We start from the raw sequence: 25,310 nt of genomic DNA on the forward strand, positions 1-25,310 counted from the left end.
CGGGTGGTTGTGTATGCCTGGCTCAGAAGAAGCAGGGGTCGAGGACCGGGCTGTCGGTCTCGGGGGCGATGCCGTGGCGGGCGCGCCACTGGCGGTGCAGTTCCGACTCGGCGGCGGCCTCGCCGAGGAGCTCGGCCTGGCGGACTCCCGACCTGCCCGGGACCGGTGTCGCCTGGTAGCCGCCGAAGTGCGCCACCGGGCTCCACTCGGGGGTCACCCGGGGCATCTGTTCGTCGATGCCCTCGTACTCGCCGGCGGCGTAGACGATGCGGCCGCCGACGACCGTCAACAGGGCCTCGATGTGCGCGATCTCCGGGTCGGGCACCGCGAAGTAGTCCTCTGACAGCACGGTGAGATCTCCGAGGAAGCCCGGCCGCAGGACACCCTTGAGGTCCTGCTCGCCGGTGAGCGCGGCACCGGCCGTGGTGAACATCTCCAGTGCCGTTTGCCGGTCGACCCTGTTGTGCGGCGGGTGGATGGTCAGGTCGCCGACCGTACGGCCGGTGACCAGCCAGTGCAGTGCGATCCAGGGGTTGTACGACGAGACGCGGGTGGCGTCGGTGCCGGCGCCCACGGTCATGCCCCTGCCCAGCATCGCCCGGATCGGCGGAGCGTCGGCGGCGGCTCCGATCCCGTAGCGGCGGACGAACGCCTCACCCTGGAAGGACAGACGGTTCTGCACCGACATGGCACCGCCCAGGGCGACGATGCGGTCGAGGCTGTCGGCCGACACGGTCTCCGCGTGGTCGAACAGCCACCGGTTGCCGCCGGGGAAGAGCCCCTCCGTGGCGAGCTTCTCGAACACGGTCAGGTCACGGCGGATGGTCTCGTCGTAGGTGGCGTGCAGGCGAAAGCCCCAGCCGTTCTCCATGAGGAGGCGCACGGCTTTCTCGAACTCCACCTCGTAGTCGGGGGAGTGCTCGGGGCGTGGCTCGGCGAAGTTCTCGAAATCCGCCGCCGCCCACGTGAGGTTCTCCCCGGCGCCGTTCAGCCGCAGCCACTCGTCGCCGTCCTCGGGGCGGACCATGCCGATCCACCGGGTGAGGTCGTCGATCTCCTGGCCCGCGGTCTGCGGAAACAGGTGGTAGGCGATGCGCAGGGACAGTTCGCCCGCTCTGGCCAGTTCCGTGACCGTCTCGTAGTTGTCGGGGAAGTTCTGGAACCCGCCCGCCGCGTCGATCGCCGATGTGAGCCCGAACCGGTTCAGCTCCCGCAGGAAGTGGCGGGTGGACGTCTTGCGGTGTTCCTCGTCCAGCACCGGCGCCTTGGCCAGGGTCGAGTAGAGGATCAGAGCGCTCGGAGCCGCCAGCAGCATCCCCGTGGGCTCGCCGTCACGTCCCCGCACGATCTGCCCACCCCGTGGATCGGGCGTGTCCTTGTCGTAGCCCGCGGCCTTGAGCGCCGCGCGATTGAGGATCGCGGACTGGTACAGGTGCAGAACGAAGACCGGGGTGTCCGGCGCAGCGGCGTTGAGTTCTGCGACCGTGGGCAGTCGCCGTTCGGCGAACTGCTCGGCCGACCAACCACCGACCACCCTGACCCACTGGCCCTTGGGAGTGCGGGCCGCCTGCTCCCGCAACATCGCCAGGCCCTGGCGCAGGGTGCGGACGCCATCCCAGCGCAGCTCCAGCACGTAGTTCAGACCGCCCCGGATCACGTGCAGATGCGAGTCGTTGAGACCGGGGATCATCCTGCGTCCGAGCGCGTCGACCACCCTCGTGGCGGGACCGATCGTGTCGGCCACGTCCTTGTCACCGCCGACGACAGTGATGACACCGTCGCGGATGGCGATCGCCTCGGCCTGCGGGAGGCGGGGATCACCGGTATGGATCTTGGCATTGCGGACGACGAGGTCCGCCGCAACGTCGGTGGCGCGGGGAACCAGCCCGCCTACCGGCATAGTGGACACCTTTCGACAACCTCCTGCGGGGCGTACAGCGTGGGATTTACGTCAAGGCCGCGCGCACAAGCCGGATGTGGACGTCGGCGAGGTGCACGAACTGCACGTGCTGCGGCTGCTTCGCCAGTCACGCTACGTCGGTCGAACCCGACCCGATTTCTGGTGAGCGCACTGCGACTGGCCTGGCAGCGCACGGGCCATCCCTCAGTCGACCGACCCCGGCAGCACCGGCGTTCGGACGGAACACACCATGCGCAAGGCCTCATGTTTCCAAGGCGTGGCGCGCTTCGTCAGGGCTGGAAACAGGGTTGAGCGCAGCGAGTCGATCCTCGAACGGGGTGACGTACTCGAAGGAGTCGCGCTGGGGCGGGCGTGTGGCGGACAGTCCACCCATGAGCGCCGCCAGTTCCCCGGCCGCGCGCTCCGTACGCTGTCCGAGCCCTGCGGCGCCCCAGTCCTCAGAGGCGGCGTACACGCCAGTGGGGACAACGACGGCTTTCAGGTGAGCGAACAGGGGACGCAGGGCATGATCGAGGACCAGCGAGTGACGAGCGGTGCCGCCGGTGGCGGCGATCAGGACGGGCTTGCCTGCGACGGCGTTGTCGTCGGTGGCACCGAGGGCGTCGAAGAAGGACTTGAACAGGCCGCTGTAAGAGGCTGAGAACACTGGTGTGACGACGATCAGGCCGTCCGCGGCGCGCACCGCGTCGAAGGCAGCGGACAGCTTCTGCCCGGGGAAGCCGTTGGTGAAGGTGTGCGCGATCTCCTCGGCGAGGTCACGCAGTTCGAGCACATGGACGTCGGCAGGGGCGGGTTCCGGTGCGGTCACGGCCCGCGCGGCCGCCGCAGCGAGGCGGTCGGCGAGTAGCCGGGTGGAGGACGGGACGCTCAGTCCGGCCGAAACGACGACGAGCTTCATGCGGTCGTCACCTTTTCCCGGCTCTCTTCGGACTCCTTGGCGGCACGCACCGAGGCGTGGGTCGGCGCGTCCGGCACGTTCGCCGGGCGGTTCTTGGCGAACTCCTCGCGCAGCACCGGCACGACCTCCTCGCCGAGCAGGTCGAGCTGCTCGAGGACGGTCTTCAGGGGGAGCCCGGCGTGGTCGATCAGGAACAGCTGGCGCTGGTAGGCGCCGGCGTACTCGCGGAAGGCCAGCGTCTTCTCGATGACCTGCTGCGGCGAGCCGACCGTCAACGGGGTCTGCTCGGTGAAGTCCTCCAGCGAGGGCCCGTGCCCGTAGACGGGGGCGGCGTCGAAGTAGGGGCGGAACTCGCGCACCGCGTCCTGGCTGTTCGTCCGCATGAACACATGGCCGCCGAGGCCGACGATCGCCTGCTCGGGTGTGCCGTGCCCGTAGTGGGCGTAGCGCGTCCGGTACAGCTCGACCATGCGCTTGGTGTGGTCGGCGGGCCAGAAGATGTTGTTGTGGAAGAAGCCGTCGCCGTAGTAAGCGGCCTGCTCGGCGATCTCGGGGGAGCGGATCGAGCCGTGCCAGACGAAGGGCGGTACGCCGTCCAGCGGGCGGGGCGTGGCGGTGAAGCCCTGGAGAGGGGTGCGGAACTTGCCCTCCCAGTCGACGACGTCCTCGCGCCACAGGCGGTGCAGGAGGGCGTAGTTCTCGACGGCGAGGTTGATGCCCTCGCGGATGTCCTTGCCGAACCAGGGGTAGACCGGGCCGGTGTTGCCGCGTCCCAGCATCAGGTCCACCCGGCCGTCGGCCAGGTGCTGGAGCATCGCGAAGTCCTCCGCGATCTTTACCGGGTCGTTGGTGGTGATGAGGGTGGTGGAGGTGGAGAGGATCAGCCGCTCGGTGCGGGCCGCGATGTAGCCGAGCATGGTGGTCGGCGACGAGGGCACGAAGGGCGGGTTGTGGTGCTCGCCGGTCGCGAAGACGTCGAGCCCGACCTCCTCGGCCTTGAGCGCGATGGCGACCATGGCCTTGATGCGCTCATGCTCGGTCGGCATACGTGCCGTGGTCGGGTCCGGGGTGACGTCGCCGACGGTGAAGATGCCGAACTGCATGCCCACGACTCCGGGTTGTCCTTGTGACATCAGTACTGTCCTGTCGGATGTGAAAAGCAGGGTGATTGCGTCGGTTCAGCCGATGCGCAGAGGGCAGGCGGCGGCGTCGTCAAAAAAGGGTGATGCCCCATTCCTTCGAGAGCTCGGCCCGTGCCTGACACCGCGGACTGGACCACGAAGACGCCCGCCACCGCCGCACCGTGGGCCCGCCAGGGCCGCGGCACGGGCGTCCTCGCCGGTTCAGGAGCGGACGAGGGGCGTGTCGACCAGGTGCTCGGCCACGAACCAGGCCTGGAGTTCGCCCGTCCTCACCACCTGCGAGACCAGCAGGTCATTGGTGCCGTCGTCTCCCAGCTCGCCGGTGCGCGCGGCGGCGTCGTGGGCCTCGACCAGGATGGTTTCGTGAGCCTCCAGCAGCCGTGACAGCATCGCCGGCACCTGCTCCACACCGTCCGGGGGCCGCGGAATGGAAGTGATCTCCGCGACGTGCCGGGGGTCCCCCACCGCGACGCCGCCCAGGGACTGAATGCGTTCGGCGATGGTGTCCACGAGCTCCAACTGTTCGCCCGCGTGCTTGTCCAGCACGAGGTGCAACTGGTAGAAGGTCGCGCCGCGCATCAGCCAGTGGTGCTTCTTGTACAGGCCGTAGAGGATCTGCGTGTCCGCGAGGACCTTGTTCAGACGCTGGCAGGAGTACATGCGGGCTTCGTACGACAGGCCGAGCGGGAACTGCTTGACGGTCCCGAAGTCCTGGATCACCTCGCCCTTCTGGTGCAGCCACGGCTGGCTGCCGCTCACGTGATGGGAGCTGGTGGTCATGATCCGCCTCCTGCGGTGCCGTGCTGGGTGTACCCGAGTGACGCTAGGCGGCGCGACAAGACCGCCTTGCTCGGCAGCGCATGCGGTGGTACCCGTCAGCGCACTGTGCCCGCCGCCCGCCACGGGCATTCGCTCTCGGGCCAACCTCCGTGCACCGGAGGACTGATCCCCTCCTCCAGGGCTCTCTAGCCTCGCCGGACGACTACGCCCGGAGACAGGCGGAACGAGGTACGGCAATGAGCATGGACGAGCAGGCGGACGTGGTGGTCGTCGGTTTGGGGCCCGGCGGCGAGTACGTCGCGGGCACGCTGGCCGAGGCGGGGCTGGACGTGGTGGGAGTCGAAGCGGAACTGGTCGGGGGCGAGTGCCCGTACTGGGCGTGCGTGCCCAGCAAGATGATGATCCGGGCCGGGAATCTGTTGGCCGAGGCCGGCCGGGTTCCCGGCCTCGCCGGTGAAACGGAGGTCACTGCCGACTGGGCCAAGGTCTCCGGACGCATCCGCGACGAGGCCACCCACGATGGGAACGACCAGGTGGCGGTCGAACGGCTGGTGGCCAAGGGCGGTCGGCTTGTCCGTGGAACGGGGCGTCTGGCGGGGCCTGGCCGGGTGACCGTCGGGGGCCGCACCTTGCGGGCCCGGCGCGGTGTCGTGCTCGCCGCCGGAACCCGGCCCCGGGTCCCGTCGGTGCCGGGCCTTGCGGAAACGCCGTACTGGACGAATCGCGACGCGATGGCGACCCGGGAACTGCCTACGTCGATGATCGTCCTGGGGGGAGGCGCCGCCGGTGTGGAGATAGCCCAGGTGTTCGCTCGGTTCCGGTGTGACGTCACGGTGATCGAGGGGCAGGACCGGCTGCTGTCGCGGGAGGAGCCGGAAGCAGGGGAACTGGCCGCGGAGGCCCTCCGCGCGGATGGCGTCCGTGTCCTCACCGGTGCGCGGGCCCGGCAGGTGGGTCATGACGGTGCCATGTTCACCGTGCTGCTGGGCGACGGCGCGAAGGCATTGCACGCCCAGAGGCTGCTCGTCGTGGCGGGGCGTCATGTCGACCTGACCGCACTGGCAGTCGAGACGGTGGGGCTCGATCCCGCGGCGCCGGCTGTTTCCACGGACGGTCAGATGCGGGCCGCGGAGGGGCTGTGGGCTGTCGGCGACATCACCGGGCGGGGTGCCTTCACCCATGTGTCGATGTATCAGGCGGAGATCGCCGTTCGGGACATCCTCGGGCGGCCCGGTCCCGACGCCGACTACCGGGCGCTGCCACGGGTCACCTTCACGGACCCCGAGATCGCAGCCGTGGGGCTGACCGAGCAACAGGCGAGGGAACGGGGAATGCGGGTAGCCACCAGTGTGCTGCCCCTGGCCTCCTCCACGCGTGGCTGGATCCATGGGCCCGGCGGTGAGGGGTTCATCAAGCTGGTCGAGGACGCCGACCGCGGCGTGCTGGTCGGGGCGACATCGGCCGGGCCCGCGGGCGGTGAGGTGCTGTACGGGCTGAACGTCGCCGTCCACGCCGCGGTGCCCGTCGACCGCCTCCGGCACATGATCTACACCTATCCCACCTTCCACCGGGCGGTCGGGACGGCGTTGGGAGCCCTCCGCTGAGCCGCATGAAGTCGTCCTGGACCGTTCCCGCCGCTCGACGGTGGCGCACCATGTCAGGTCGCGACCCCGGAGAGCCGCACCGCTCCGCGACCCCGCTGGAGCTCTTCTTCGACCTGTGCTTCGTCGTCGCGGTGGCGCAGGCGTCGGAGGGCCTCCACGAGGCGCTGGCACACGGGCACCACCTGGCCGGTGCCCTGCGCTTCGCGCTGGTCTTCTTCACCATCTGGTGGGCCTGGATGAACTTCACCTGGTTCGCCTCCGCCTACGACCCCGACGACACCCCCTACCGGCTGACGGTACTGGTACAGATCACGGGCTCCCTCATCCTTGCCGCCGGCGTCAGCCGCGCTTTCGAGGACGGGGACCTGCTGGTCATCACCCTCGGCTATGTGGTGCTGCGTACGGCACTGGCCGCGCTGTGGCTGCGGGCCGCGTTCTCGGACCCGGCTCGACGGAAAGCCACGCTCCGCTTCGCTGCCGGAATCACGGTCTGCCAACTCGGCTGGGTCGCACTGCTGTTTCTCCCCGCCGAGGCCCGGCTGCCCGGAGCCGCGGTGATGATCCTCGCGGAGGTTCTGGTCCCCGTCTGGGCGCAGTCCGCGGGAATGACCCCGTGGCATCCGCACCACATTGCCGAACGCTACGAGTTGTTCACCCTCATCGTGCTCGGCGAGTCCGTCGCGGCTGCCACCGTCACGGTGCGGGGGGCGTTCGACCGGCATCAGGGCACCGGTGCGCTGTACGCGCTGGCCGCCGGCGGCCTGCTCATGGCCTATGCCATGTGGTGGCTGTACTTCGCCAAGCCCGCGCCCGCGTTGCTCGCAACGACGCACCAGGCTCCCCGCAGGCGGTTCACCTGGGCCTACGGCCACTACCTGATCTTCGCTTCGGCCACCGCGGAGGGCGCGGGCCTGGCCGCATACGCCGATCACGTCACTCGCCACCCCGGCGCATCGTCGGTCGGCGCCGGAATGGCGGTCACCGTCCCGGCTGCCCTCTTCCTGATCACGGTTTGGGCCGTACACCTGCGGCCGCACCAGCATCGGGTGGCCGAACGCGTCCCGTTCGTCGTCACCGCGGTCGGCGTACTGCTGGCAGCGTGGTCGCCGGCGCCCGCGCTCGTCGCCGGCGTGTTCCTGGGCGGACTGGTCACGGTGGTCACCGTGAGACAGCGGCAATGAACACACGGGCGCAGGCTCACGGGTGTGCCGCAGAGTGCCGTTCATGGCCGGTGCCGTCGGCCCGGCGGGCTCTCGAACGCGCGGGAGCGCCATCGGGGTCCCTGTTGCCAGTGACCACGACGGCGCTCTCGATCCGCAGGCCCGCCGGGCGGGCCTGCGGCGGGCTCACTTGCTCAGGAAGGTGAGGAGCGCGCTGTTGACCTCCTCCGCGTGGGTCCACAGCAGTCCGTGCGGGGCGCCCTCGATCTCCACGTAGTCGGCGGACGGCAGTGCCTTGTGGAACGGCCGTCCTGTCGCCTCGACCGGCAGAATCCGGTCACCCGTACCGTGCAGGATCAGGGCCGGCACGTCGATGGCCGGGATGTCGGCCCGGAAGTCGGTGTACCAGGTGGACGGCGCGGCGGCCGCGGCGAAGAAGCCGCCGCCCGCCGCGACGTTCCAGCTGTTGCGCACGGCCTCCTCGCTGATGCGCGAGCCGAGGTTCTCATCAAGGTTGTAGAAGTCCTTGTAGAAGTCCGTGTAGTACGCGTAGCGGTCCGTCTTGACGGCCGCGACGACGCCGTCGAAGAACTCCTTCGGAGCGGCTCCGTCAGGGTTGTCGTCGGTCTTGAGCAGGCAGGGCTCCAGCGAGGCGAGGAAGGCGACCTTGGAGATCCGCGCGGAACCGTAGGTGGACACGTACCGGGCGACCTCTCCGGTGCCCATGGAGAACCCGACCAGGACGGCGTCCTGCACGCCGAGCGTCTCCAGCACGGTGTTCAGATCGGCCGCGAAGGTGTCGTAGTCGTATCCGGTCGTCGGCTGGCTGGACTGTCCGAAGCCGCGACGGTCGTACGTGATCACACGGTAGCCCGCGTCCAGCAGCGCGGCGCTCTGCCGTTCCCAGGAATGCCCGTCGAGCGGGAAGCCGTGGATCAGGACGACCGGCCGGCCGGTGCCATGGTCCTCGTAATAGAGGTCGATGCTGGTGGAGTTCTCCCGACCTACGGTGATGTAAGGCAAGGTCTCTTCCTTCGTTCGGTGTGACTGGTGCGCGCAGAGACGTGCTCCGACTCGATGAGGCGGGGCGCCGTGCGGAGGGGATCGGCTCTTCGGCGGCTGATGCCCAGGCGTTTCGCGGCATGCGCTGCACGGGACGGCATCACGCTAGTCAGGGCATCTCGTCCCGTGTTGTTCTTGAGTGCATCGCTTCTTGCCTGGAAGTGCGAGAAGGAGGGCGCGTCCCGACGTGCTGCTGCGCGAGGCTCCCACGAGTTCGCAACACGACTTGTCGAGGTGCCCGAGCGGGCGTGACCGGTGTGTCGACTCGGCCGTTGCCATGCGCGGAGGGATCACAGGTGGTTCACCTCCGGACAAGGGGTCGTCGCGGAAGGCCTCTAACGTGCTGTTCAAGCCCGTGACCCATGGTCCCGGTTCGGGTCCCGCCTGCTCCGGTCCGGCTCGTGAAGGCACCGAGCCCGACCCGCCCGTATCTCACAGAGCCGCTCGTTCCGATACAGCCGGCGGGCCTCGCCCGACCTCCCGGACCGCACCAGCCGATCACCTCCACAGCAGGGAGCTGTGCCATGTCCCGTACGGGCCGCCCGACCGTCGTGCTGGTCCACGGCGCCTTCGCCGACGCCTCCGTCTTCGCCCGTGTCATCCCCGAGCTGATCGCACGTGGCCTGGACGTGACGGCTCCGGCGGTCCCCAATCGTGGTCTGCTCGGCGACTCCGCCCACATCGCCTTGCTCGTCCGTGAGACGGACGGCCCGGTCGTCCTGGTCGGACACTCCTACGGCGGTGCCGTGATCACCGTCGCGGGGACGGAGGACAACGTCCGAGCGCTGGTCTACGTGGCCGGCTACGCCCCAGACGCGTGCGAGAGCCTGATGGACCTGCAGAGCGGCTTTGCTGCCTCCGACCTCCTTGGCGCGCTCGTCCACACACCCGTTCCGATCGATGGCTCCACCACGCAGGGCACCGACGTGACGGTCGAGATCGACAGATTTCCCTCCGTCTTCGCCGCCGACGTCGCCCCGCGTATCGCGGCCGTTCTCGCGGTCTCCCAGCGTCCGCTTGCCGTGCAGGCTCTCACCGAGAAAGCACCGATGGCTGCGTGGAAGACCAAGCCGTCCTGGGGGCTGGTCGCCACAGCGGACCGCGCCATCAGCCCTGAAGTGCAGCGTTACGGCTATCAACGGGCCGGCATGACCATCGTTGAGGTCGCCTCCTCCCACCTGGTGACGCTCGCTCACCCGGAGACCGTCATCGAGTTGATCGAGGACGCAGTCCGGGCCACCACTCGCTGAGCCGGCCTTCCCCCGGCCGTGTTGTCTGTCGCGCGCGGCGACCCGCTCGGTGCTTCGTCGAGCATCACGGCCGAGCGATGTCTCCGACACGGGGTCGGGGAGTCGCTCCCTGTCCACACACGGGCCGGCAGGCCGTGCGCCGGCTGTTCAACGGGCAGGCCGAGCACCGCGACAGCCTGGGCGGCAACGCCTTCGCATGGCCGGTCGAGCTGAGGCTCATGACAGACGGCCAGGTGTATTGCTCCTGAGCGTTGTTGACGCCTGTCGGGCTGTCGATCAAGAGGACGTCCGGACGGCCGGAACGCTGCCGCACCCTGCGGGACTGGTCCGCCTCGAGACGGGAAACGACTGCCGGACGCCGGCGAACGAGCCGGATACCCGGCCACTGCCGTGCTACCGGGTGGGACGCCGTTCGAGGAAGAGATCTGTGCGTCGCCCCTGGCCGCGAACCTCGTCGACATGGGGGTACAGGTCATGCCGGTACTCGGCCGGGACACCGTGTACGAGCTCGGCTCCGTCGTCTCTCACGCTGCCTGGACGCTGACGGAGAGACCATGGTGGTGCAGCCGTCCGGGTGCGCACAGGGAACAGCTAGAGTGCACGGAGAGACAAGTGTCCACCGCACAACGCATGTGCCCGTGACCCTTGTGATCGAGACGGTCCGGTTCCCGGCCGACGGGGACACAGGTCGCCGCAGGACGCGATCTCTCGCCGCGCCCGGGGAGCCGGCGAATGCCTCGGACGGGACTCAGGTCACCCGAGGCCGGGTGACCGAACGTCATGGCCTGCGGAAGAGCGAAGCCACCCGTCGGCGTGGAGGAAGACCGGCTTCGGCAGGCTGGTGCGCACGGAGTGGGTTCTGAGGATGGCAGGAGCAGGCAGGCCACTGTCCCGTAGCGGTCTGCGCGGACGGGAGGCCGAGCTCGCAGAGCTCGAGACACTGATCAACTCTGTGGCCCGCGCCGGAAGCGCCGGGATGGCACTCATTCAGGGCGAACCCGGTATCGGCAAGACCACGCTGCTCGCCGAAGTCGTCTCCCAGGCCAGGGCCACAGGCTTCTCCGTCAGCGTCGGCAAGGCCGATGAACTGCATCACATCGTGCCGCTGTCGTCGTTGGCAGCATGCGTCCTGCAAGGTGAACAGCCGCTGCTGTCCGGCGATGTCTTCGCCGACCTCGCCCGCAATCATGACCAACGGATCTGGCTGGTGGAACGCCTCGCCGAAGTGATTGAAGCCAGAGCGGGCGATGTGCCCGTACTGATCGGTCTGGACGACGTGCAATGGGCCGACCCGCTGAGCCGATTCGCCCTGCAGCAGCTTCCGACGCGTCTGCGAACCTCGCCGGTGCTGTGGATACTGACCGGGCGACGGGAGCCTGCGGGCCCGGCAGAGGAGATCGTCGCGGCCGCGGCCGGAAGCTTCACGACAGTCACGGTGCCCCTGGGCCCCCTGACCGGCGAGGCCATCACTCAACTGGCCGACGACGCACTCGGGGCAGCGGTCGACGAGCGGGTCCGTGAACTGCTCGACGGAGCGGGCGGCAACCCGTTTCTTGCCGTCGAGATGCTCGCGGGTCTGCGCACCGCCGAGGCGACGGACGACTTCGTGCCCCCGGGACTCGTGGTGGGCGTCCGCAGCAGACTCAGGTCCATGAAACCCGACACACTGCGCTTCCTCCAGATGGGCGCGGTCTTGGGACGCACCTTCGGCTTGCGGGACGCCGCCGCACTCTGCGACCGGCCGCCCGCCACACTCATCGCGGCGCTTGAGGAAGCCGTGCGCGCGGGGCTCCTCGATGATGACGGTGAGCACCTGGCCTTCAGGCATGATCTCCTGCGCCAGGCGGTCTACGCCGACATTCTCCCGTCGGCCCGCAAAACACTGCACCGAGAAGCCGCACGTGTCCTGGTCGCCGCGGGACACCAGCCGATCGACGCGGTGCCCCACGTTCTGCGGGGTGCCGTGCCCGGAGACGTGGAAGCCGTGGCGCTGCTTCAGCGTGCGGCTGATGACGTACTGGCGGTCACCCCGGACCTTGCGGCCGACCTCATGAGGCGTGCCCTGGCCCTGGTGCCGTCGGTACGGCCGCTGAGGTTCGCAGTGGGTGAGCAGACGATACTCGTCCTGACCCGAGCCGGCAGGAGCCGGGACGCCCTGTCCACGGGTGACGAGCTACTGGCCGCCCGGCCACCGCTGGAGGTATTCGGTCGGCTGCAGGCCGCCCTCGGCGGGACGCTGTGGAGCATGGACCTCGCCGGTGAACTGCGCCGCCGGACCGAAGCCGCTCTTGCCCTGGGGGGCGCCCCCCCGGAGATCGCGGCGAGGCTGGCCGCCCTGCGCACGCTTGCCCTGTCCCGTGAGTACGATCTGGCCGCAGCGCGCGAGGCCGGCGAGACCGCACTGCGTGACGCCACCGTGATCGGTGACCGGGAGGCACACATCCTGGCTCTGTCCGGGCTCGGTGAGATCGCGCAGAACGCCGGTGAGAACGCGCTCGCGCTGGAACGTTTCGCCGCGTTGAGCGCCATCGATTCCGCCTTCCTGCCCGAAGAGATCGTCGCGCACCTGCACGTGGACGACTTCGAGACCGGGCAACGGCTGCTCCTGCAGGCGACGGAAGCGGGAGCGCCGCGCCAGGCGATGATGCTGTGGGCCCAGGGCCAGCACGATCTCGGCCTCGGCCGGCTCGACGACGCCGACGCCAGTTTCCTGACCATGGAACACCTGGAAGACGAGGTGCAGGTCCCCGTCCAGCAGGTGAACGGACGCGTGATCCGCTCGCGGATCGCGCTCTTGCGAGGTGACCAGGAAGCAGCGCGGGAGCATCTGAGCGCGGCGCGGGAAAGACTGGCGGCCAAGCCGAACCCGGGTAACACCGCCGCCGTGCTCTTTCTGGAAGCGGTTCACGCCGAGGCGCGCGGGGAGGTGGGCCTCTCCGTCGCCAAAATCCGGCAAGTGCAGCAGGCGGGAGCCTTCATGCGCTGGCGGCTCCTGCGCGACTGGGTCGACTCCGCGATACGCATGGCTTTGAGCGCCGCGGACCACGAACTGGCCGAGGACCTCGCCGCACAGGCCGAAGCCCACGCCGGACGCAACCCTGCCGTGCCTACCGCCACGGGTATCGCGGCACAAGCCCTCGGGCTCGTGAAGAACGATCTCGCCATGCTCGAACGCTCCGTGGAACTGCTCAACGCCAGCCCCCGCGCGCTGGTCCGCGCAGCCGCGCTCGCCGATCTCGGAAGAGCACTCCTGTCGGCGGGCCGGAAGCGGCAGGCTGTGGTCGCACTGATCCGTGCCCGTGACACGTACACCGAGTCGGGCGCCCACGCCGCCGCGGCACGTGTCCGCCAGGCTTTGCAGAGCGCGGGTGCCGCGGGCGGCAGGGCAGCGCCCGTCCAGCGCCCCGCGCAGGGATGGGACGCTCTCACGGCCTCGGAGAGGAAGATCGCGCGCCTCATCGCTCAGGGCCACACCAATCGGTCGGCCGCGGAACTGCTCGTGGTCTCCCCGCACACGGTCAACACCCACCTGACGTCCGTCTTCCGCAAACTGGAGATCAACTCCCGGGTGCAGCTGGCCAACGTGGTCATGGCCCTGCCCGACAGCTGAGCCATACATTGGTACGTTCGCGCGATGCAGTGCCGGGCCTGGACGCGTACGACTGGGGCATCCCCACACAGTCGGAGGCCACCGGCATGCACGCACCCAGTTCCTCACTCCCGACCATCGTGCTTGTGCACGGTGCGTTCACGGACGCCTCGTCGTGGGCGGGCGTCATCAGTCTGCTTCAAGCCGACGGACTGACCGTTCGGGCTCCGGCGAATCCGCTGCGCGGTCTGGCGCAGGACGCCGCCTCGGTCAGGAGCATGCTGCGGGACATCGACACGCCTGTCGTTCTGGTCGGCCACGACTACGGTGGCGCGGTCATCACCCAAGCCGCCGCCGACAACGTCGTGGCTCTGTGCTATGTCGCAGCGTTCGGTCTCGACGCAGGCGAGTGCGTCCTGGACATCATGAACCGATTCGCCCCAGCGCCCGTCGCCGACGCGACGTACACCGCCGCTCTGCCGACTCGGACTCCCGGTGGCCCGGACAGCGAGCTGTACATCCGCAAGGAGCTGTTCCCTCAGGTCTACGCCGCTGATCTGACGCCCTCAGCCTCGAAGCTGATGTCCGTGACGCAACGCCCGATCGCCTGCAACGCACTGACCAGCCGATCGGGTCCGCCCGCATGGGTCTCCATGCCGTCCTGGTACGCCATCGCGAACGCAGACCGGGTTCTCCATCCCACCGCCCAGCGCTTCATGGCGCAACGCATGGCGGCCACCGAGTACGTGCTGGACGGGTCGCACGCCGTTGTGCTGTCGCAGTCCGAAGCCGTGGTGGCGATGATCCGGGAAGCGGCGGAACAGGGACAGTGACCGAGGCGGCGACGGCCTTGAGCGGAGACGCCGAACGGCGAACAGCGGATCACACATCTGCGCGGGCCCGGAAACCGCTGCCGAAAGCCCTGCGCGGCAGTCAATCGTCAGTGTGCCCCGCGGCACGGTCCAGCGGGGTGTTTAAGATGCATTCGAACAGAAGCCGCCGGTCCGGGCTGCCTTGACCGCCGCCCTAAGAGCCCGCAGTCCTTGCGACACCGTCCCCGGCTCGCACACCGTACGCACCGCAAAGGCAATCGCATGATCTCACCGGCTGGACGGCCGATGCGGCGCGTCGCCGCCCGCCTGGCCGGAGCCGTGGTGTTGGTGCTGGCCACCACCGGGTGCGTCGGCGGAGCCGGTGACGGCTCCGCCGCCGGCAAGGTCACCTCCATCACCGTGCTCGATTACTACACTCAGCGGTCCGAGCACACCCAGTGGAACGAAGTGCTCACCGCGTGCGGCAAGACCGCCGGTGTCACGGTCGAGCACACCAGCGTTCCGCCGGCGTCCCTCATCCCCAGGGTCCTACGGCAGGCGTCGTCCCGGACCCTTCCCGACCTTTTGATGCTGGACAACGCCGACCTTCAGCAGATCGCCCAGACCGGTGCGTTGACCCCGCTGGACCAGTACGGCATCGACACCGACGGCTTCGCCGAGGGCATCCTGTCGGCGGGCACGTACGAGGGAAAGGTGTACGGGCTGGCCCCCTACGTCAGCACGGTCGCCCTCTTCTACAACAAGGACATGCTCGCCGAGGCCGGTGTCGCCGTGCCGAGAACCTGGGACGAACTGAAGGAGGCGGCCGGCGGGCTGACCCGGCAGGGGCGCTACGGCATGGCGGTCGACGCGAATGCCACCTTTGAGAGCAGCTGGCAGTTCCTCCCCTTCCTGTGGTCCAACGGCGGGCACGAGAAGCGCTTGGACACTCCGCGGGCCGCGCAAGCGCTCCAACTGTGGGTCGACCTGGTGAAGAACGGATCCATGTCGAAGTCGGTGCTGAACTGGACACAGGCCGACGTCCACGATCAGTTCGCCGCCGGCCGGACGGCGATGATGATCAACGGGCCCTGGCGGATCGCTGCCCTGAACAAGGACAGGAACATGAACTGGGGGGTGGCCCCCGTTCCCGTTCCCCGAGGGGGGCAGGACCCGGTCACGCCCTTGGGCGGAGAGGTGTGGACGGTCCCGCAGAACTCTTCCAAGGAGCGGCAGAAGAAGGCTGCTGAGGTCCTCTCATGCCTGAACAGCGCCCCCAACACGCTCACCCTGGCGGAGCAGCACTTCACGGTGCCGTCCCGCACCGCGGTCGCCGCCCGGTACGCCGAACAGGACCCGGCGATGGCCGTCTTCGTCAAGAGTGTGGCAGGAGCCCGCGTCCGTACCGGCGAACTCGGCGTCAGGTGGCCCAAGGCGGCGACCGGGATCTACACCGCGATCCAGTCCGCACTGACGGGGGAGCAGACACCGGAGGAAGCTCTCAGGCATGCGCAAGAGATCGCGACCAGTGACTGACCGGTCTCTCGATTTCCGGTCGGGCGCCGGCCGGGACGACGGTGGTGCCGACGAGAGGGCACGGAGGGCACGCCGGGTTCGCTTCGGGGACCGGCTGGCCCAATGGATGTTTGTCGTGCCCGCCGGAACGTACCTGCTGCTGTTCTTCGGATACCCGCTCGTCAAGAACATCGCGATGAGTTTTCAGCAGTACACGGCGACCACGTTCTACACGGGGGACGCCCCGTTCGTGGGACTGCGGAATTACTCAAAAGTTCTTACGGCGAACCTGTTCTCCCAGGCCGTGATCACCACGGTCCTGTTCGCCGTCGGATCGATTCTCGGACAGTTCGTACTCGGCCTGGCCATGGCGCTTTTCTTCCAGCACCGTTTCCCGCTCAGCCGCGTTCTGCGATCGCTCCTGTTGCTGCCGTGGCTGCTGCCACTGGTCGTCTCCGGAGCGACGTGGAGGTGGATGCTCGACCCCGACACGGGAGTCGTCAATGCGGCGCTGCGCGGCCTCCACCTGTCGTCGTCGGGTGTCCCCTGGCTCACCGGCACATCACAGGCGTTGGTGTCGGTGATCCTCATCAACATCTGGGTCGGAATCCCCTTCAACACCGCGATCCTGTACAGCGGCCTGCAGGACATTCCCACGCACCTGTACGAGGCGGTGAAGCTGGACGGCGCCGGACCGGTGATGGCGTTCCGGCACGTCACGTGGCCGCTGCTGCGGCCTGTGGTGAGCGTCGTCCTGGTGCTGGGCGTCGTCTACACGGTCAAAGTGCTGGACATCATCCTGGTGGTGACGGGTGGAGGACCGGCGGGGGCCACGGAGACCATCGCCACGCGGGCCTACGAGCTGTCCTTTCAGCAGTTCGAGTTCGGGCGCGGTGCTGTACTGAGCAACGTGCTCATCGTCTTCTCGCTCGCGTTCGCCGTCGTCCATCTGCGCGCCAACCGGCGTGCGCTGACCGGCTGAGAGACCATTCCGTGGAGCCCTCCCCGAGCCGGCGCCGGCTGTCCTTCACGGTTGTCGGTATCGTCCTGCTCGCGCTGATGCTGTTTCCCGTCTACTGGATGGTGAACGCCTCCCTCCAGTCGACGGGCAACACACTCGGGGGAGACCTGTTCCCCCTTCCCCCGGACGTCAGCGGATACGTCGTCGCGTTGCGCGAGCAGGGCCCCAACCTTCTCACCAGCCTCGTCATCGCCCTCTGCAGCGTGGCTCTCAGCCTCGGGCTGGCTGCGCCGGCGGCCTACGCGCTGGCACAGTTCTCCCTCCGCGGAACCGACCTCGCCCTTCTCGGCATCCTGATCACACAGATGGTGCCCAACATCGTCGTGGCCAACGTGCTCTACAGCGCTTACACCGACCTGGGACTCCTGAACTCACACGTCGGGCTGATCCTCGCCGACTCCACCGCCGGAACCCCCTTCGCGATCATCATCCTGCATTCGTTCATGAGAACCATTCCCAGGGAGATCATCGAAGCCGCCCGCGTGGACGGAGCCGGCAGACTCCGTGTCTTCCGTTCCGTGGTGCTTCCGTTGAGCACCAACGCGTTGATCACTGCTGCCGTCTTCACTTTCCTCTTCACCTGGAGCGACTTCCTCTTCGCCCTCACGCTGACCACCACGCCGACCGTTCAGCCGATCACCCTGGGCATCTACCAGTACCTCGGTGCGCATACGGAGCAGTGGAACGCCGTCATGGCCACCACGGTCATGGCATCCGTCCCCGTAGTCCTGCTGCTCGTCGTCGCACAGCGGCATGTCACGGCCGGCGCCACGAGCGGAGCCGTGAGAGCAGGCTGAGGGGATCCGTCCCGATTCCGGCGGTCGGCGCCGGCTCGCAATCAGCCGCTCCGCGAAACGCGTTCCGCCGGGAACACGTCACCCGTCCGTGCGCCGCTCACAGGACAGGCCGTGAGCCTGCCAGTCACGAGGTGCCACGCCGTAAGCGGCACGGAAAACACGGCTGAAATGGCTTGGGCTCACGAACCCCCAGCGTCGGGCGATGGTCGCCACCCCGAGTCCCTGAGCCGGGGACCGCAGAAGGTCCCGACGGCATCGCTCCAGTCGCTCCGCCCGGATCCACTCGCCGACGGTGGTTTCCTCCGCTTGGAACAGCTTGTGCAGATAACGCACCGAAATGAAGTGAGCGGCGGCGATCGTGGTGGGTGACAGGTCCGGGTCGGAGAGATTCTGCAAGATGTGGCCCTTCACCCGTACCACCATGGCCGTGGCGGTTTCAGGAGGCTGAGGCCTGAAGCGGCCACGCTGCTCGTCGATGAAGAGCGCCAGCAGGTCGAGCCCGGAGGCGACGAACCGACGGCCGATGACTTCGTCGAAAGCTGCTCCTGCGTGCGCCATCTGCGCGAAATAGGTCGCCACCAGTGCGGCACTTCCGTCATGGCTCGAGAACGCTCTCGCGGTCAACGCGTGCAGGTCCTCGTCCCGCACGCGAAGCTCCTTTCGAGGGAAATGAAAGGAGGTGAAATGGAACTTGCCTTCGACTTTCTTCCTGAAAGGGCGAGAAGAATCCGAGATCGAGAAGCTCCCCGGCTCTATCAGGCATTCCCTCCCGTCCTGCTCCTTGACGGCGCTTCCTCGGTGCTGAAGCGTGAGTATGAGGTATTCTTTGCCGTCCCGGGCTATCAGGCGCTTGCTGCGCGTCACCTCTTGAGAGCCGGCCTGGACGTCCGATATCTGCATGGCACCCAAATGATGGGTGACGATTCTTCCTGGTGACGGATCTTCTTCCAGGATATCAACATTCAGTGGTACAAACGTCTGCGAAACTGCTTCATGCCAGCGCTCGCTACGGTCTGCCGCGGACAGCTCTGCGGTGGAAAGGACGACGGACATTTGGCCCCTTGAAAGCGTTGTCGGCAAGCGGTTCGGTTCTGGTCACTGGACTCCCGGGTCACCGAAGAACCGGTGTTCCTTCCGGAACACCGTGCCAGCCACTCCTGAGTCGGCGCATCGCGTGAATCCGCTAGATCGGCCGGGGCGGGGGGAGGGGCTGAGATGTGTCGAGCACCGGCCGGGGACGGTGCGCTGCTGGTCTCGGGCCGGCCGGGCGCTGGACGAAGCCACTGCCGCTGTGTCCATCACCAACACCCGGACGGTCATGGGGAACAAGTCCGTGGTGGAGGATGCCAAGTCGCTTGCCAGTGAGCGGCAGCTGCGTGAGCGGGCCTGCAAGGTCATGGATGGAAACGGCCATGCAGTCCGTCTGTACGATGCTCGGGCGTCTTGCCTCATGTACCACGCCAACCATGGGGTGCCGGATCACCTGCTCGCCTGTGGGCCGGGCACAGGAACGTCAAGACGACGAAGAAGTGGTACGTGAAGCCGGACGTGGCGGACCTGCTTCCAGCAGCGGAGGCATGGGGAGGTCTCGCAGGGGGCGTGTGACAGATCGTGACAGATGAAGGTGTGAACCCGTGAGCGAGACCGAGATCAATACGCTGCAATACCGCTTCGACGGGCCAGAAGACGCCCCAGTCCTGATCTTGGGCCCGTCCCTCGGTACCACTTGGCACATGTGGGACCGCCAGGTCCCCGAGCTGACCAGACAGTGGCGCGTGTTCCGGTTCGACCTGCCGGGCCACGGCGGCGCCCCCGCGTACCCGGCCGGGTCGGTCGCCGAACTCACCACGCGGCTGCTGGTCACGCTCGAAGGGCTCGGCGTGCAGCGCTTCGGTTACGCGGGCTGCGCGCTCGGCGGAGCCGTCGGCATCGAGCTGGCCCTGCGCCACCCGGAGCGGCTCGCCTCGCTCGCCCTGATCGCGGCCTCGCCCCGCTTCGGCACGGCCGACGAGTTCCGGCAGAGAGGCGTGATCGTCCGCACGAACGGTCTGGACCCGATCGCCCGTACCGCGCCCGAGCGCTGGTTCACCGGCGGGTTCGCCGCAGCGCAGCCCGCGATCACCGAGTGGGCCGTACAGATGGTGCGCACCACCGACCCCGGCTGTTACATCGCCTCCTGCGAGGCGCTGGCCTCGTTCGACGTGCGCACCGAACTCGGCCGGGTCGGCGTGCCGACCCTTGTCCTGGTGGGGTCGGACGACCAGGTCACCGGTCCCGCCGAGGCGCGCACCCTGGTCGCCGGCATCCCCGACGCCCGCCTCGCCGTCGTGCCCGGCGCCTCCCACCTGGTCCCCGTGGAGCAGCCCGCGGCCGTCACCGACCTGCTGGTGCGGCACTTCTCCACGGCCTGGCAGCCCGTCTTCGAGACCTCCACAGGCCCGAACGCCCTGCCCCCGGCCGCCCTCAAGCCGGTGCTGTCGCCCGCCCCGCCGCAGCCCCCGCAGGCCGGGCCCGTCGCCGAGATCGCCCCGGTCGCCGTACCGCAGCAGGCCCCGGCCCGGCCCGACCCGTACGACGCCGGGATCAAGGTCCGCCGCGAGGTGCTGGGCGACGCGCACGTGGACCGGGCGCTGGCGCAGGCCGACGAGTTCTCCGGGGACTTCCAGGAGTTCGTCACCCGCTACGCCTGGGGTGAGATCTGGGACCGCCCCGGCCTCGACCGGCGCACCCGCAGCTGCGTCACCCTCACCGCCCTGGTCGCCGGCGGGCACCTCGACGAGCTCGCCTTCCACACCAGAGCCGCCCTGCGCAACGGCCTCACCCCGGGCGAGATCAAGGAAGTGCTGCTCCAGGCGGCCGTCTACTGCGGCGTACCGGCCGCGAACAGCGCGTTCAAGGTGGCCCAGCAGGTCATCCGGGAGGAGACCACGCCGCAGGAGTGAGCCGCGCACGGTCCCGAGGCAGGATGGAGACCATGAAGCTCACGAAGAAGTCGCACGCCTGCGTCCGCCTCGAGAAGGACGGCCGGACCCTCGTCCTCGATCCCGGCGCCTTCAGCGAGGAGGACGCGGCGCTCGGCGCGGACGCGATCCTCGTCACCCACGAGCATCCCGACCACTTCGACGAGTCCCGGCTGCGCGCCGCGATGGAGAACAACCCGGCCGCCGAGATCTGGACCCTCGAGGCGGTCGCGGAGAAGATCTCCGCCGCCTTCCCGGGCCGTGTCCACACCGTCGGCCACGGCGACGCCTTCAGCGCGGCGGGCTTCGACGTCGAGGTCCACGGCGAGCTCCACGCCGTGATCCACCCGGACATCCCGCGCGTCACCAACGTCGGCTACCTCGTCGACGGCGGCCGGGTCTTCCACCCCGGCGACGCCCTCACCGTCCCCGGCCGGCCGGTCGAGACGCTGCTGCTCCCGGTGATGGCGCCCTGGAGCAAGATCTCCGAGGTCATCGACTACGTGCGCGAGGTCGAGCCGCAGCGCGCCTACGACGTCCACGACGCCCTCCTCACCGACCTCGCCCGCCCGATCTACGACCGGCAGATCGGGCAGCTCGGCGGCTCCGAGCACCTGCGCCTGACACCGGGCGACTCCGCCGAGGTCTGAGGCCCTCGAAGGACCTGGCCGCGTTGTCGTACCCGCCGGGTAGGTTGTGGGACATGCGCATCGCGACCTGGAACGTGAACTCGATCACCGCCCGCCTGCCGAGGCTCCTGGCCTGGCTGGAGAGCAGCGGCACGGACGTGCTGTGCCTCCAGGAGGCCAAGGTCTCCGAGGAACAGTTCCCCGCGGAGCAACTGCGCGAGCTGGGCTACGAGTCGGCGGTCCACGCGACCGGCCGCTGGAACGGCGTGGCGGTGCTCTCCCGCGTCGGTCTGGAGGATGTCGTCAAGGGCCTGCCCGGTGACCCCGGGTACGACGGCTCGGTGGAGCCCCGTGCCATCTCGGCGACCTGCGGCCCGCTCCGCGTCTGGTCGGTCTACGTGCCGAACGGACGTGAGGTGGGTCACCCGCACTACGCCTACAAGCTCGCGTGGTTCGAGGCCCTCAAGGCCGCCGTCGCCGGTGACGCGGCGGGCAGCCGCCCCTTCGCGGTGATGGGCGACTACAACGTGGCGCCGACGGACGACGACGTCTTCGACCCCGCGTTCTTCGAGGGCTCCACCCACGTCACCTCCGCCGAGCGCGCCGCCCTCACCTCCCTGCGCGAGGCGGGCCTGTCGGACGTGGTCCCGCGGCCCCTGAAGTACGACCACCCGTTCACGTACTGGGACTACCGCCAGCTCGCCTTCCCGAAGAACCGCGGCATGCGCATCGACCTGGTGTACGCGAACGCGCCCTTCGCCAAGGCCGTCAGCGACGCCTACGTGGACCGCGAGGAGCGCAAGGGCAAGGGCGCCTCCGACCACGCGCCCGTGGTCGTGGACCTGGAGGTCTAGCCCCGCAGCAGCCGCAGGTCGACCGAGTCCGCCAGGGCCGCCAGTCCCGCGTCGCCCGGATGCAGGTGGTCCCCGCTGTCGTACGCCGGGAGCATCCGCGCGGGCCGCTGCGGGTCCCGGAGCACGGCGTCGAAGTCGAGCACCCCGTCGAAGACCCCAGCGTCGCGGATCCACTCGTTCACCGCGACGCGCTCGGTGTCGACGGCGGCCGTGCACCGGGCCTCGCCCTCGCAGGGCAGGATCGTCGCCGCGAGCATCCGCAGCCCCCGGGCGTGCCCGCGCGCCCCGAGCTCGCGCAGCCCCGCGACGACCTGCTCCGCCGAAGCGCCCCACCGCAGGTCGTTGACGCCCTCGAAAACGACGGCGGTACGCGCCGACGGCTGGGCGAGGACGTCCCGGTCGAAGCGGTGCAGGGCGCTCACCCCCGCCATGTCCGTGGAGATCCCGTCGCCGGGGTACCGGTCGGTGACCACCCGATTGCCCGAGACGCCCAGGTTCAGCACGCCGTAGCGCGGGACGGTGCTCTGCCGCAGGAGCCGGCCGGCCAGGACGTCCGGCCAGCGCCGGTTAGCGTCCACCGTGGACTTGTCGCCGTCGGTGATCGAGTCGCCGAGCAGCACCACCGAGCCGGGTCCGCCGCTCACGTCGACCCCGGCCAGCAGCGGCCAGCGGGTGATCGTGGCGGTGTAGGCCCCGGCGGCGCCGTCCGCCGCGTGATCACCGGGCTCGCTGACGTAGGAGCGCTGCTGGGCGAGCCCGTGCACCGGCGCCGCGGACACCGTGCCGGGCAGATGGAAGCTCACCAGCAGGTTGGCGTCCGCCGGGGCGGAGAATCCGAGCGGGTCGGTGTACGCCTGGCCCCCGGCCGGGATGGTCACGCCCGGCGCCCCGCCGAAGGCCAGCGCCACCGGTGTGGCCCGCGCGGTGGCGCCCGACGCCTGCACCGCGACGCTCGCGCTGCCGATCCGCACCGGAGCCGCAGCGAAGGTGTTGTCGAAGCGCACCCGCACCCGGGGCCCGCCGGCCGACGTGTGCACGACGAGCCGCAGCGTCCGGTCCGTCCAGGGACCCACGGCGGTGTAGCCGCCGGTGGCCGTCGTCCAGCTGCCCGTCCAGCCCCGCGTGGCGGTCCGTACCGACAGCGCGAAGACGTGCAGCCCGGTCGCGCGCGGCAGCCGGACGGAGGCCACCGCGCGCCCCGGGACCAGCGGTACCGTCACGACGTAGAGGCGGGCGGGCCCGGTGAGTTGGCCGCCCGGGGTGTTCAGGTGCGGCAGGGCCACCGCCTTGGTCGCGAGCGGCCCGGTGCGCCAGTCGGGCGCGGTCAGCCGGTACCCGGAGCGGGAGCCGTTCGCGTACGTGACCGTGCCCGGGCCGCCCACCTCCGCGCCGGCGGTGCCCGCCACCAGGAAGGCCAGGGCGTCCCCCCGCCCCGTGATCCGCACGTCCTGCCCGGCGGCGCGGACGTTGTCCGGCTCGCCGGGCCGCCGCTTCGGCCAGGTCAGCCGGGCGCCCTGCACCGTGAGCGCACGGCCCGGCGTCCAGCCCGCGGCGGTGAGGTCCCGCGCCGACAGGGAGGCTCCCGACTCGTCGAAGTCGGCCTGACCGGGCCGGCCGTCCTCGCTGACGGCCACGTTGTCGAACAGCCGCTCCAGTGGCACCGGCGCGGCCCGCCCCTTCTCCACGGCCCGTGCGGAGACGGCCGGGACCAGCGACCCGCACAGGGCCAGGACGACGAGGATCCTCCGGACAGATCGGCGCACGGCCGACTCCTCCCGCTCACTGACACACGACGCGACAACACCGGACGCAGGGACGGAACCGAAGAGGTAACGACCGCCGGGGCATGAAGCGCACGGTGAAGTTAGGGAGACGGGAGTGAGCCGTCAACGCGCGTCGCGTGAACTCGGCCTGAACACGACCCGGATCGGCGGGTCCGCGCGCCCTGTGGTGCGTACGGCGGTGCGAATGACACGCTGGACGTATGAACATCCCTTTCCTGGGCAACCGACGCCAGAAGGTCGGGTTCCCCGACCCCGCGGGCATCGCGGAACTCCTCGCCGAGTGCGAACTGCTCCGCTCCCAGGCGTACCGCGAGGGTGTCCGGCTGGACGACTCGGCGGCCTCCCTGGAGGCCCTGGACCAGCTCGTACCGCGCTGGCGGGACGACGAGGAGATGCTGCCCTGGCTCGGCAACGACGCCGGGCTCTACCTCGGCTCCGTCATCGTGCGCACCGTGCGGGGAGCCGCCTGGGAGATCCGGTCCGACGGGCAACCGGTCGTACGGCTGGCCTCCGGCCGGGAGTTCGACGTGGTGGACTCCGGGCAGGAGTGGGCCGTCAACGGAGTGCCCGAGCTGTCGCAGCTGTACGCCGAAGTCGCGGAGTCGTGAGCCCCATGACGACGCCCGCCGCCCCAAAGTCCGACGTAAATACGGCTAATGATCGAAAAGTGCGTGTCGCCCGACAAGTGCGATCTTGCCTGGATACGTTGCGGCAACCACCACACAGCTGAGAGTGAGTAGGGCTGAGCATGGCCGTCGATCCGCTGATCGAGCTGCGTGACGTCAACAAGCACTTCGGGGAGCTGCATGTCCTCCAGGACATCAACCTCACCGTCGGCCGGGGGGAGGTGGTCGTGGTCATCGGCCCGTCCGGGTCGGGCAAGTCGACCCTCTGCCGGGCGATCAACCGCCTGGAGACCATCGAGTCCGGGCAGATCGTCCTGGACGGGCAGGAGCTGCCGGAGGAGGGCAAGCCCCTGGCCCGGCTGCGCGCCGACGTCGGCATGGTCTTCCAGTCGTTCAACCTCTTCGCCCACAAGACGGTCCTTCAGAACGTCTCCCTGGGGCAGATCAAGGTCCGCGGGCGCGGCAAGGAGGACGCCGACCGGCGCTCCCGGGAACTCCTCGACCGGGTCGGCGTCGCCGACCAGGCGGACAAGTACCCGGCGCAGCTCTCCGGGGGCCAGCAGCAGCGCGTGGCGATCGCCCGCGCCCTGGCCATGGAGCCCAAGGCGATGCTCTTCGACGAGCCGACCTCGGCCCTCGACCCGGAGATGATCAACGAGGTGCTCGAGGTCATGAAGCAACTCGCCCGCGAGGGCATGACCATGATCGTCGTCACGCACGAGATGGGCTTCGCCCGCTCGGCCGCCAACCGTGTCGTCTTCATGTCCGACGGCCGGATCGTCGAGGACCGCACCCCCGACGAGTTCTTCACCAACCCCAGCAGCGACCGGGCCAAGGACTTCCTCTCCAAGATCCTCAAGCACTGAACGGGCGGGCACCGGACGGCTCATCGGATCGGACCTCGAC

21 protein-coding genes are annotated in these 25,310 nt (G+C 69.2%); 14 read left to right on the plus strand and 7 right to left on the minus strand.

All coding sequences use genetic code 11. From position 1 onward, the window contains the following. Positions 1-22: 22 nt before the first annotated feature. The 4 genes from AB0I06_RS30650 to AB0I06_RS30665 all read right to left on the minus strand — a co-directional run bounded on the left by AB0I06_RS30650 (position 23) and on the right by AB0I06_RS30665 (position 4,741). On the minus strand, positions 23-1,900 hold the full coding sequence (locus tag AB0I06_RS30650) for an amidohydrolase (protein WP_363122097.1): 1,878 nt from the start codon (positions 1,898-1,900) through the stop codon (positions 23-25). A gap of 262 nt (positions 1,901-2,162) precedes the next feature. Beyond that, a complete protein-coding gene (locus AB0I06_RS30655) occupies positions 2,163-2,819 on the minus strand; it encodes a CE1759 family FMN reductase (protein WP_363122098.1) in 657 nt (218 codons plus the stop codon). After that, on the minus strand, positions 2,816-3,922 hold the full coding sequence (locus AB0I06_RS30660; RefSeq protein ID WP_363122175.1) for an LLM class flavin-dependent oxidoreductase: 1,107 nt from the start codon (positions 3,920-3,922) through the stop codon (positions 2,816-2,818). Before AB0I06_RS30660 ends, AB0I06_RS30655 begins: the two co-directional genes overlap by 4 nt. 240 nt (positions 3,923-4,162) lie before the next feature. Further along, positions 4,163-4,741: a DNA starvation/stationary phase protection protein gene (locus AB0I06_RS30665; protein WP_362760879.1), complete on the minus strand. Its 579-nt coding sequence runs from the start codon at positions 4,739-4,741 to the stop codon at positions 4,163-4,165. Between the two features lie 236 nt (positions 4,742-4,977). Between AB0I06_RS30665 and AB0I06_RS30670 the strand changes: the two genes are divergently transcribed. Together AB0I06_RS30670 and AB0I06_RS30675 are read left to right on the plus strand one after the other, a co-directional pair. Next, the gene (locus tag AB0I06_RS30670) at positions 4,978-6,345 is read left to right on the plus strand and encodes an NAD(P)/FAD-dependent oxidoreductase (RefSeq protein ID WP_363122099.1); all 1,368 of its coding nucleotides are present in this window, start codon (positions 4,978-4,980) and stop codon (positions 6,343-6,345) included. A gap of 50 nt (positions 6,346-6,395) precedes the next feature. Beyond that, the gene (locus AB0I06_RS30675; protein ID WP_363122100.1) at positions 6,396-7,526 is read left to right on the plus strand and encodes a low temperature requirement protein A; all 1,131 of its coding nucleotides are present in this window, start codon (positions 6,396-6,398) and stop codon (positions 7,524-7,526) included. A 165-nt stretch (positions 7,527-7,691) separates the two neighbouring features. Here the strand turns inward: AB0I06_RS30675 and AB0I06_RS30680 are convergent, their stop codons facing one another. After that, positions 7,692-8,528, minus strand: a complete 837-nt coding sequence (locus AB0I06_RS30680) for an alpha/beta hydrolase (RefSeq protein ID WP_363122101.1) — start codon at positions 8,526-8,528, stop codon at positions 7,692-7,694. Positions 8,529-9,091: 563 nt separating this feature from the next. Between AB0I06_RS30680 and AB0I06_RS30685 the strand changes: the two genes are divergently transcribed. The 7 genes from AB0I06_RS30685 (at position 9,092) to AB0I06_RS30715 (ending at position 17,551) form a co-directional block, all read left to right on the plus strand. Next, positions 9,092-9,817 carry an alpha/beta hydrolase gene (locus tag AB0I06_RS30685; RefSeq protein ID WP_363122102.1) on the plus strand — a complete coding sequence of 242 codons (726 nt, stop codon included), beginning with the start codon at positions 9,092-9,094 and terminating at the stop codon, positions 9,815-9,817. 77 nt (positions 9,818-9,894) lie between these two features. Then, positions 9,895-10,065 (plus strand): pirin family protein, encoded by a 171-nt coding sequence (locus AB0I06_RS30690; RefSeq protein WP_363122103.1) that lies wholly within the window; start codon positions 9,895-9,897, stop codon positions 10,063-10,065. Positions 10,066-10,682: 617 nt separating this feature from the next. Beyond that, the gene (locus AB0I06_RS30695; RefSeq protein WP_363122104.1) at positions 10,683-13,427 is read left to right on the plus strand and encodes an AAA family ATPase; all 2,745 of its coding nucleotides are present in this window, start codon (positions 10,683-10,685) and stop codon (positions 13,425-13,427) included. Between the two features lie 125 nt (positions 13,428-13,552). Next, on the plus strand, positions 13,553-14,239 hold the full coding sequence (locus AB0I06_RS30700; RefSeq protein WP_363122105.1) for an alpha/beta hydrolase: 687 nt from the start codon (positions 13,553-13,555) through the stop codon (positions 14,237-14,239). Positions 14,240-14,500: 261 nt separating this feature from the next. After that, positions 14,501-15,754 carry an ABC transporter substrate-binding protein gene (locus AB0I06_RS30705; RefSeq protein ID WP_363122106.1) on the plus strand — a complete coding sequence of 418 codons (1,254 nt, stop codon included), beginning with the start codon at positions 14,501-14,503 and terminating at the stop codon, positions 15,752-15,754. A gap of 106 nt (positions 15,755-15,860) precedes the next feature. After that, entirely contained in the window at positions 15,861-16,715 is an 855-nt protein-coding gene (locus tag AB0I06_RS30710; RefSeq protein ID WP_363122107.1) for a sugar ABC transporter permease, read from the plus strand. Positions 16,716-16,726: 11 nt separating this feature from the next. Next, a complete protein-coding gene (locus AB0I06_RS30715; protein ID WP_363122108.1) occupies positions 16,727-17,551 on the plus strand; it encodes a carbohydrate ABC transporter permease in 825 nt (274 codons plus the stop codon). A gap of 78 nt (positions 17,552-17,629) precedes the next feature. Here AB0I06_RS30715 and AB0I06_RS30720 read toward each other — a convergent pair whose 3' ends face one another. Next, positions 17,630-18,604: a helix-turn-helix domain-containing protein gene (locus AB0I06_RS30720; protein ID WP_363122109.1), complete on the minus strand. Its 975-nt coding sequence runs from the start codon at positions 18,602-18,604 to the stop codon at positions 17,630-17,632. Positions 18,605-19,185: 581 nt separating this feature from the next. Here AB0I06_RS30720 and pcaC point away from each other — a divergent pair. The 3 genes from pcaC to AB0I06_RS30735 are packed head-to-tail and all read left to right on the plus strand — an operon-like array spanning position 19,186 to position 21,994. After that, positions 19,186-20,493 carry a 4-carboxymuconolactone decarboxylase gene (gene pcaC / locus AB0I06_RS30725; RefSeq protein WP_363122110.1) on the plus strand — a complete coding sequence of 436 codons (1,308 nt, stop codon included), beginning with the start codon at positions 19,186-19,188 and terminating at the stop codon, positions 20,491-20,493. A 32-nt stretch (positions 20,494-20,525) separates the two neighbouring features. After that, the gene (locus AB0I06_RS30730) at positions 20,526-21,161 is read left to right on the plus strand and encodes an MBL fold metallo-hydrolase (RefSeq protein WP_363122111.1); all 636 of its coding nucleotides are present in this window, start codon (positions 20,526-20,528) and stop codon (positions 21,159-21,161) included. A gap of 53 nt (positions 21,162-21,214) precedes the next feature. Then, positions 21,215-21,994, plus strand: a complete 780-nt coding sequence (locus tag AB0I06_RS30735; RefSeq protein WP_363122112.1) for an exodeoxyribonuclease III — start codon at positions 21,215-21,217, stop codon at positions 21,992-21,994. Here the strand turns inward: AB0I06_RS30735 and AB0I06_RS30740 are convergent. Next, positions 21,991-23,757, minus strand: coding sequence for an SGNH/GDSL hydrolase family protein (locus AB0I06_RS30740; RefSeq protein WP_363122113.1), 1,767 nt, complete (start codon positions 23,755-23,757; stop codon positions 21,991-21,993). The two genes, AB0I06_RS30735 and AB0I06_RS30740, sit on opposite strands and share 4 nt — an antisense overlap. Before the next feature lie 221 nt (positions 23,758-23,978). On the opposite strand from AB0I06_RS30740, the gene AB0I06_RS30745 reads away from it, so the two are divergent. Further along, positions 23,979-24,386 (plus strand): DUF6278 family protein, encoded by a 408-nt coding sequence (locus AB0I06_RS30745; protein WP_363122114.1) that lies wholly within the window; start codon positions 23,979-23,981, stop codon positions 24,384-24,386. A 140-nt stretch (positions 24,387-24,526) separates the two neighbouring features. After that, on the plus strand, positions 24,527-25,270 hold the full coding sequence (locus AB0I06_RS30750; RefSeq protein WP_363122115.1) for an amino acid ABC transporter ATP-binding protein: 744 nt from the start codon (positions 24,527-24,529) through the stop codon (positions 25,268-25,270). Positions 25,271-25,310 lie beyond the last annotated feature (40 nt).

This window comes from Streptomyces sp. NPDC050674, assembly GCF_040654575.1.
Classification (GTDB): Bacteria; Actinomycetota; Actinomycetes; order Streptomycetales; family Streptomycetaceae; genus Streptomyces.

Excerpts from the sequence above, each read along its gene's own strand:
- AB0I06_RS30650 (WP_363122097.1), bottom strand. The coding sequence starts at position 1,900 with ATGCCGGTAGGCGGGCTGGTTCCCCGCGCCACCGACGTTGCGGCGGAC.
- AB0I06_RS30655 (WP_363122098.1), bottom strand. The coding sequence starts at position 2,819 with ATGAAGCTCGTCGTCGTTTCGGCCGGACTGAGCGTCCCGTCCTCCACC.
- AB0I06_RS30660 (WP_363122175.1), bottom strand. The coding sequence starts at position 3,922 with ATGCAGTTCGGCATCTTCACCGTCGGCGACGTCACCCCGGACCCGACC.
- AB0I06_RS30665 (WP_362760879.1), bottom strand. The coding sequence starts at position 4,741 with ATGACCACCAGCTCCCATCACGTGAGCGGCAGCCAGCCGTGGCTGCAC.
- AB0I06_RS30670 (WP_363122099.1), top strand. The coding sequence starts at position 4,978 with ATGAGCATGGACGAGCAGGCGGACGTGGTGGTCGTCGGTTTGGGGCCC.
- AB0I06_RS30675 (WP_363122100.1), top strand. The coding sequence starts at position 6,396 with ATGTCAGGTCGCGACCCCGGAGAGCCGCACCGCTCCGCGACCCCGCTG.
- AB0I06_RS30685 (WP_363122102.1), top strand. The coding sequence starts at position 9,092 with ATGTCCCGTACGGGCCGCCCGACCGTCGTGCTGGTCCACGGCGCCTTC.
- AB0I06_RS30690 (WP_363122103.1), top strand. The coding sequence starts at position 9,895 with ATGTCTCCGACACGGGGTCGGGGAGTCGCTCCCTGTCCACACACGGGC.
- AB0I06_RS30695 (WP_363122104.1), top strand. The coding sequence starts at position 10,683 with ATGGCAGGAGCAGGCAGGCCACTGTCCCGTAGCGGTCTGCGCGGACGG.
- AB0I06_RS30705 (WP_363122106.1), top strand. The coding sequence starts at position 14,501 with ATGATCTCACCGGCTGGACGGCCGATGCGGCGCGTCGCCGCCCGCCTG.
- AB0I06_RS30710 (WP_363122107.1), top strand. The coding sequence starts at position 15,861 with ATGTTTGTCGTGCCCGCCGGAACGTACCTGCTGCTGTTCTTCGGATAC.
- AB0I06_RS30720 (WP_363122109.1), bottom strand. The coding sequence starts at position 18,604 with ATGTCCGTCGTCCTTTCCACCGCAGAGCTGTCCGCGGCAGACCGTAGC.
- AB0I06_RS30730 (WP_363122111.1), top strand. The coding sequence starts at position 20,526 with ATGAAGCTCACGAAGAAGTCGCACGCCTGCGTCCGCCTCGAGAAGGAC.
- AB0I06_RS30735 (WP_363122112.1), top strand. The coding sequence starts at position 21,215 with ATGCGCATCGCGACCTGGAACGTGAACTCGATCACCGCCCGCCTGCCG.
- AB0I06_RS30745 (WP_363122114.1), top strand. The coding sequence starts at position 23,979 with ATGAACATCCCTTTCCTGGGCAACCGACGCCAGAAGGTCGGGTTCCCC.
- AB0I06_RS30750 (WP_363122115.1), top strand. The coding sequence starts at position 24,527 with ATGGCCGTCGATCCGCTGATCGAGCTGCGTGACGTCAACAAGCACTTC.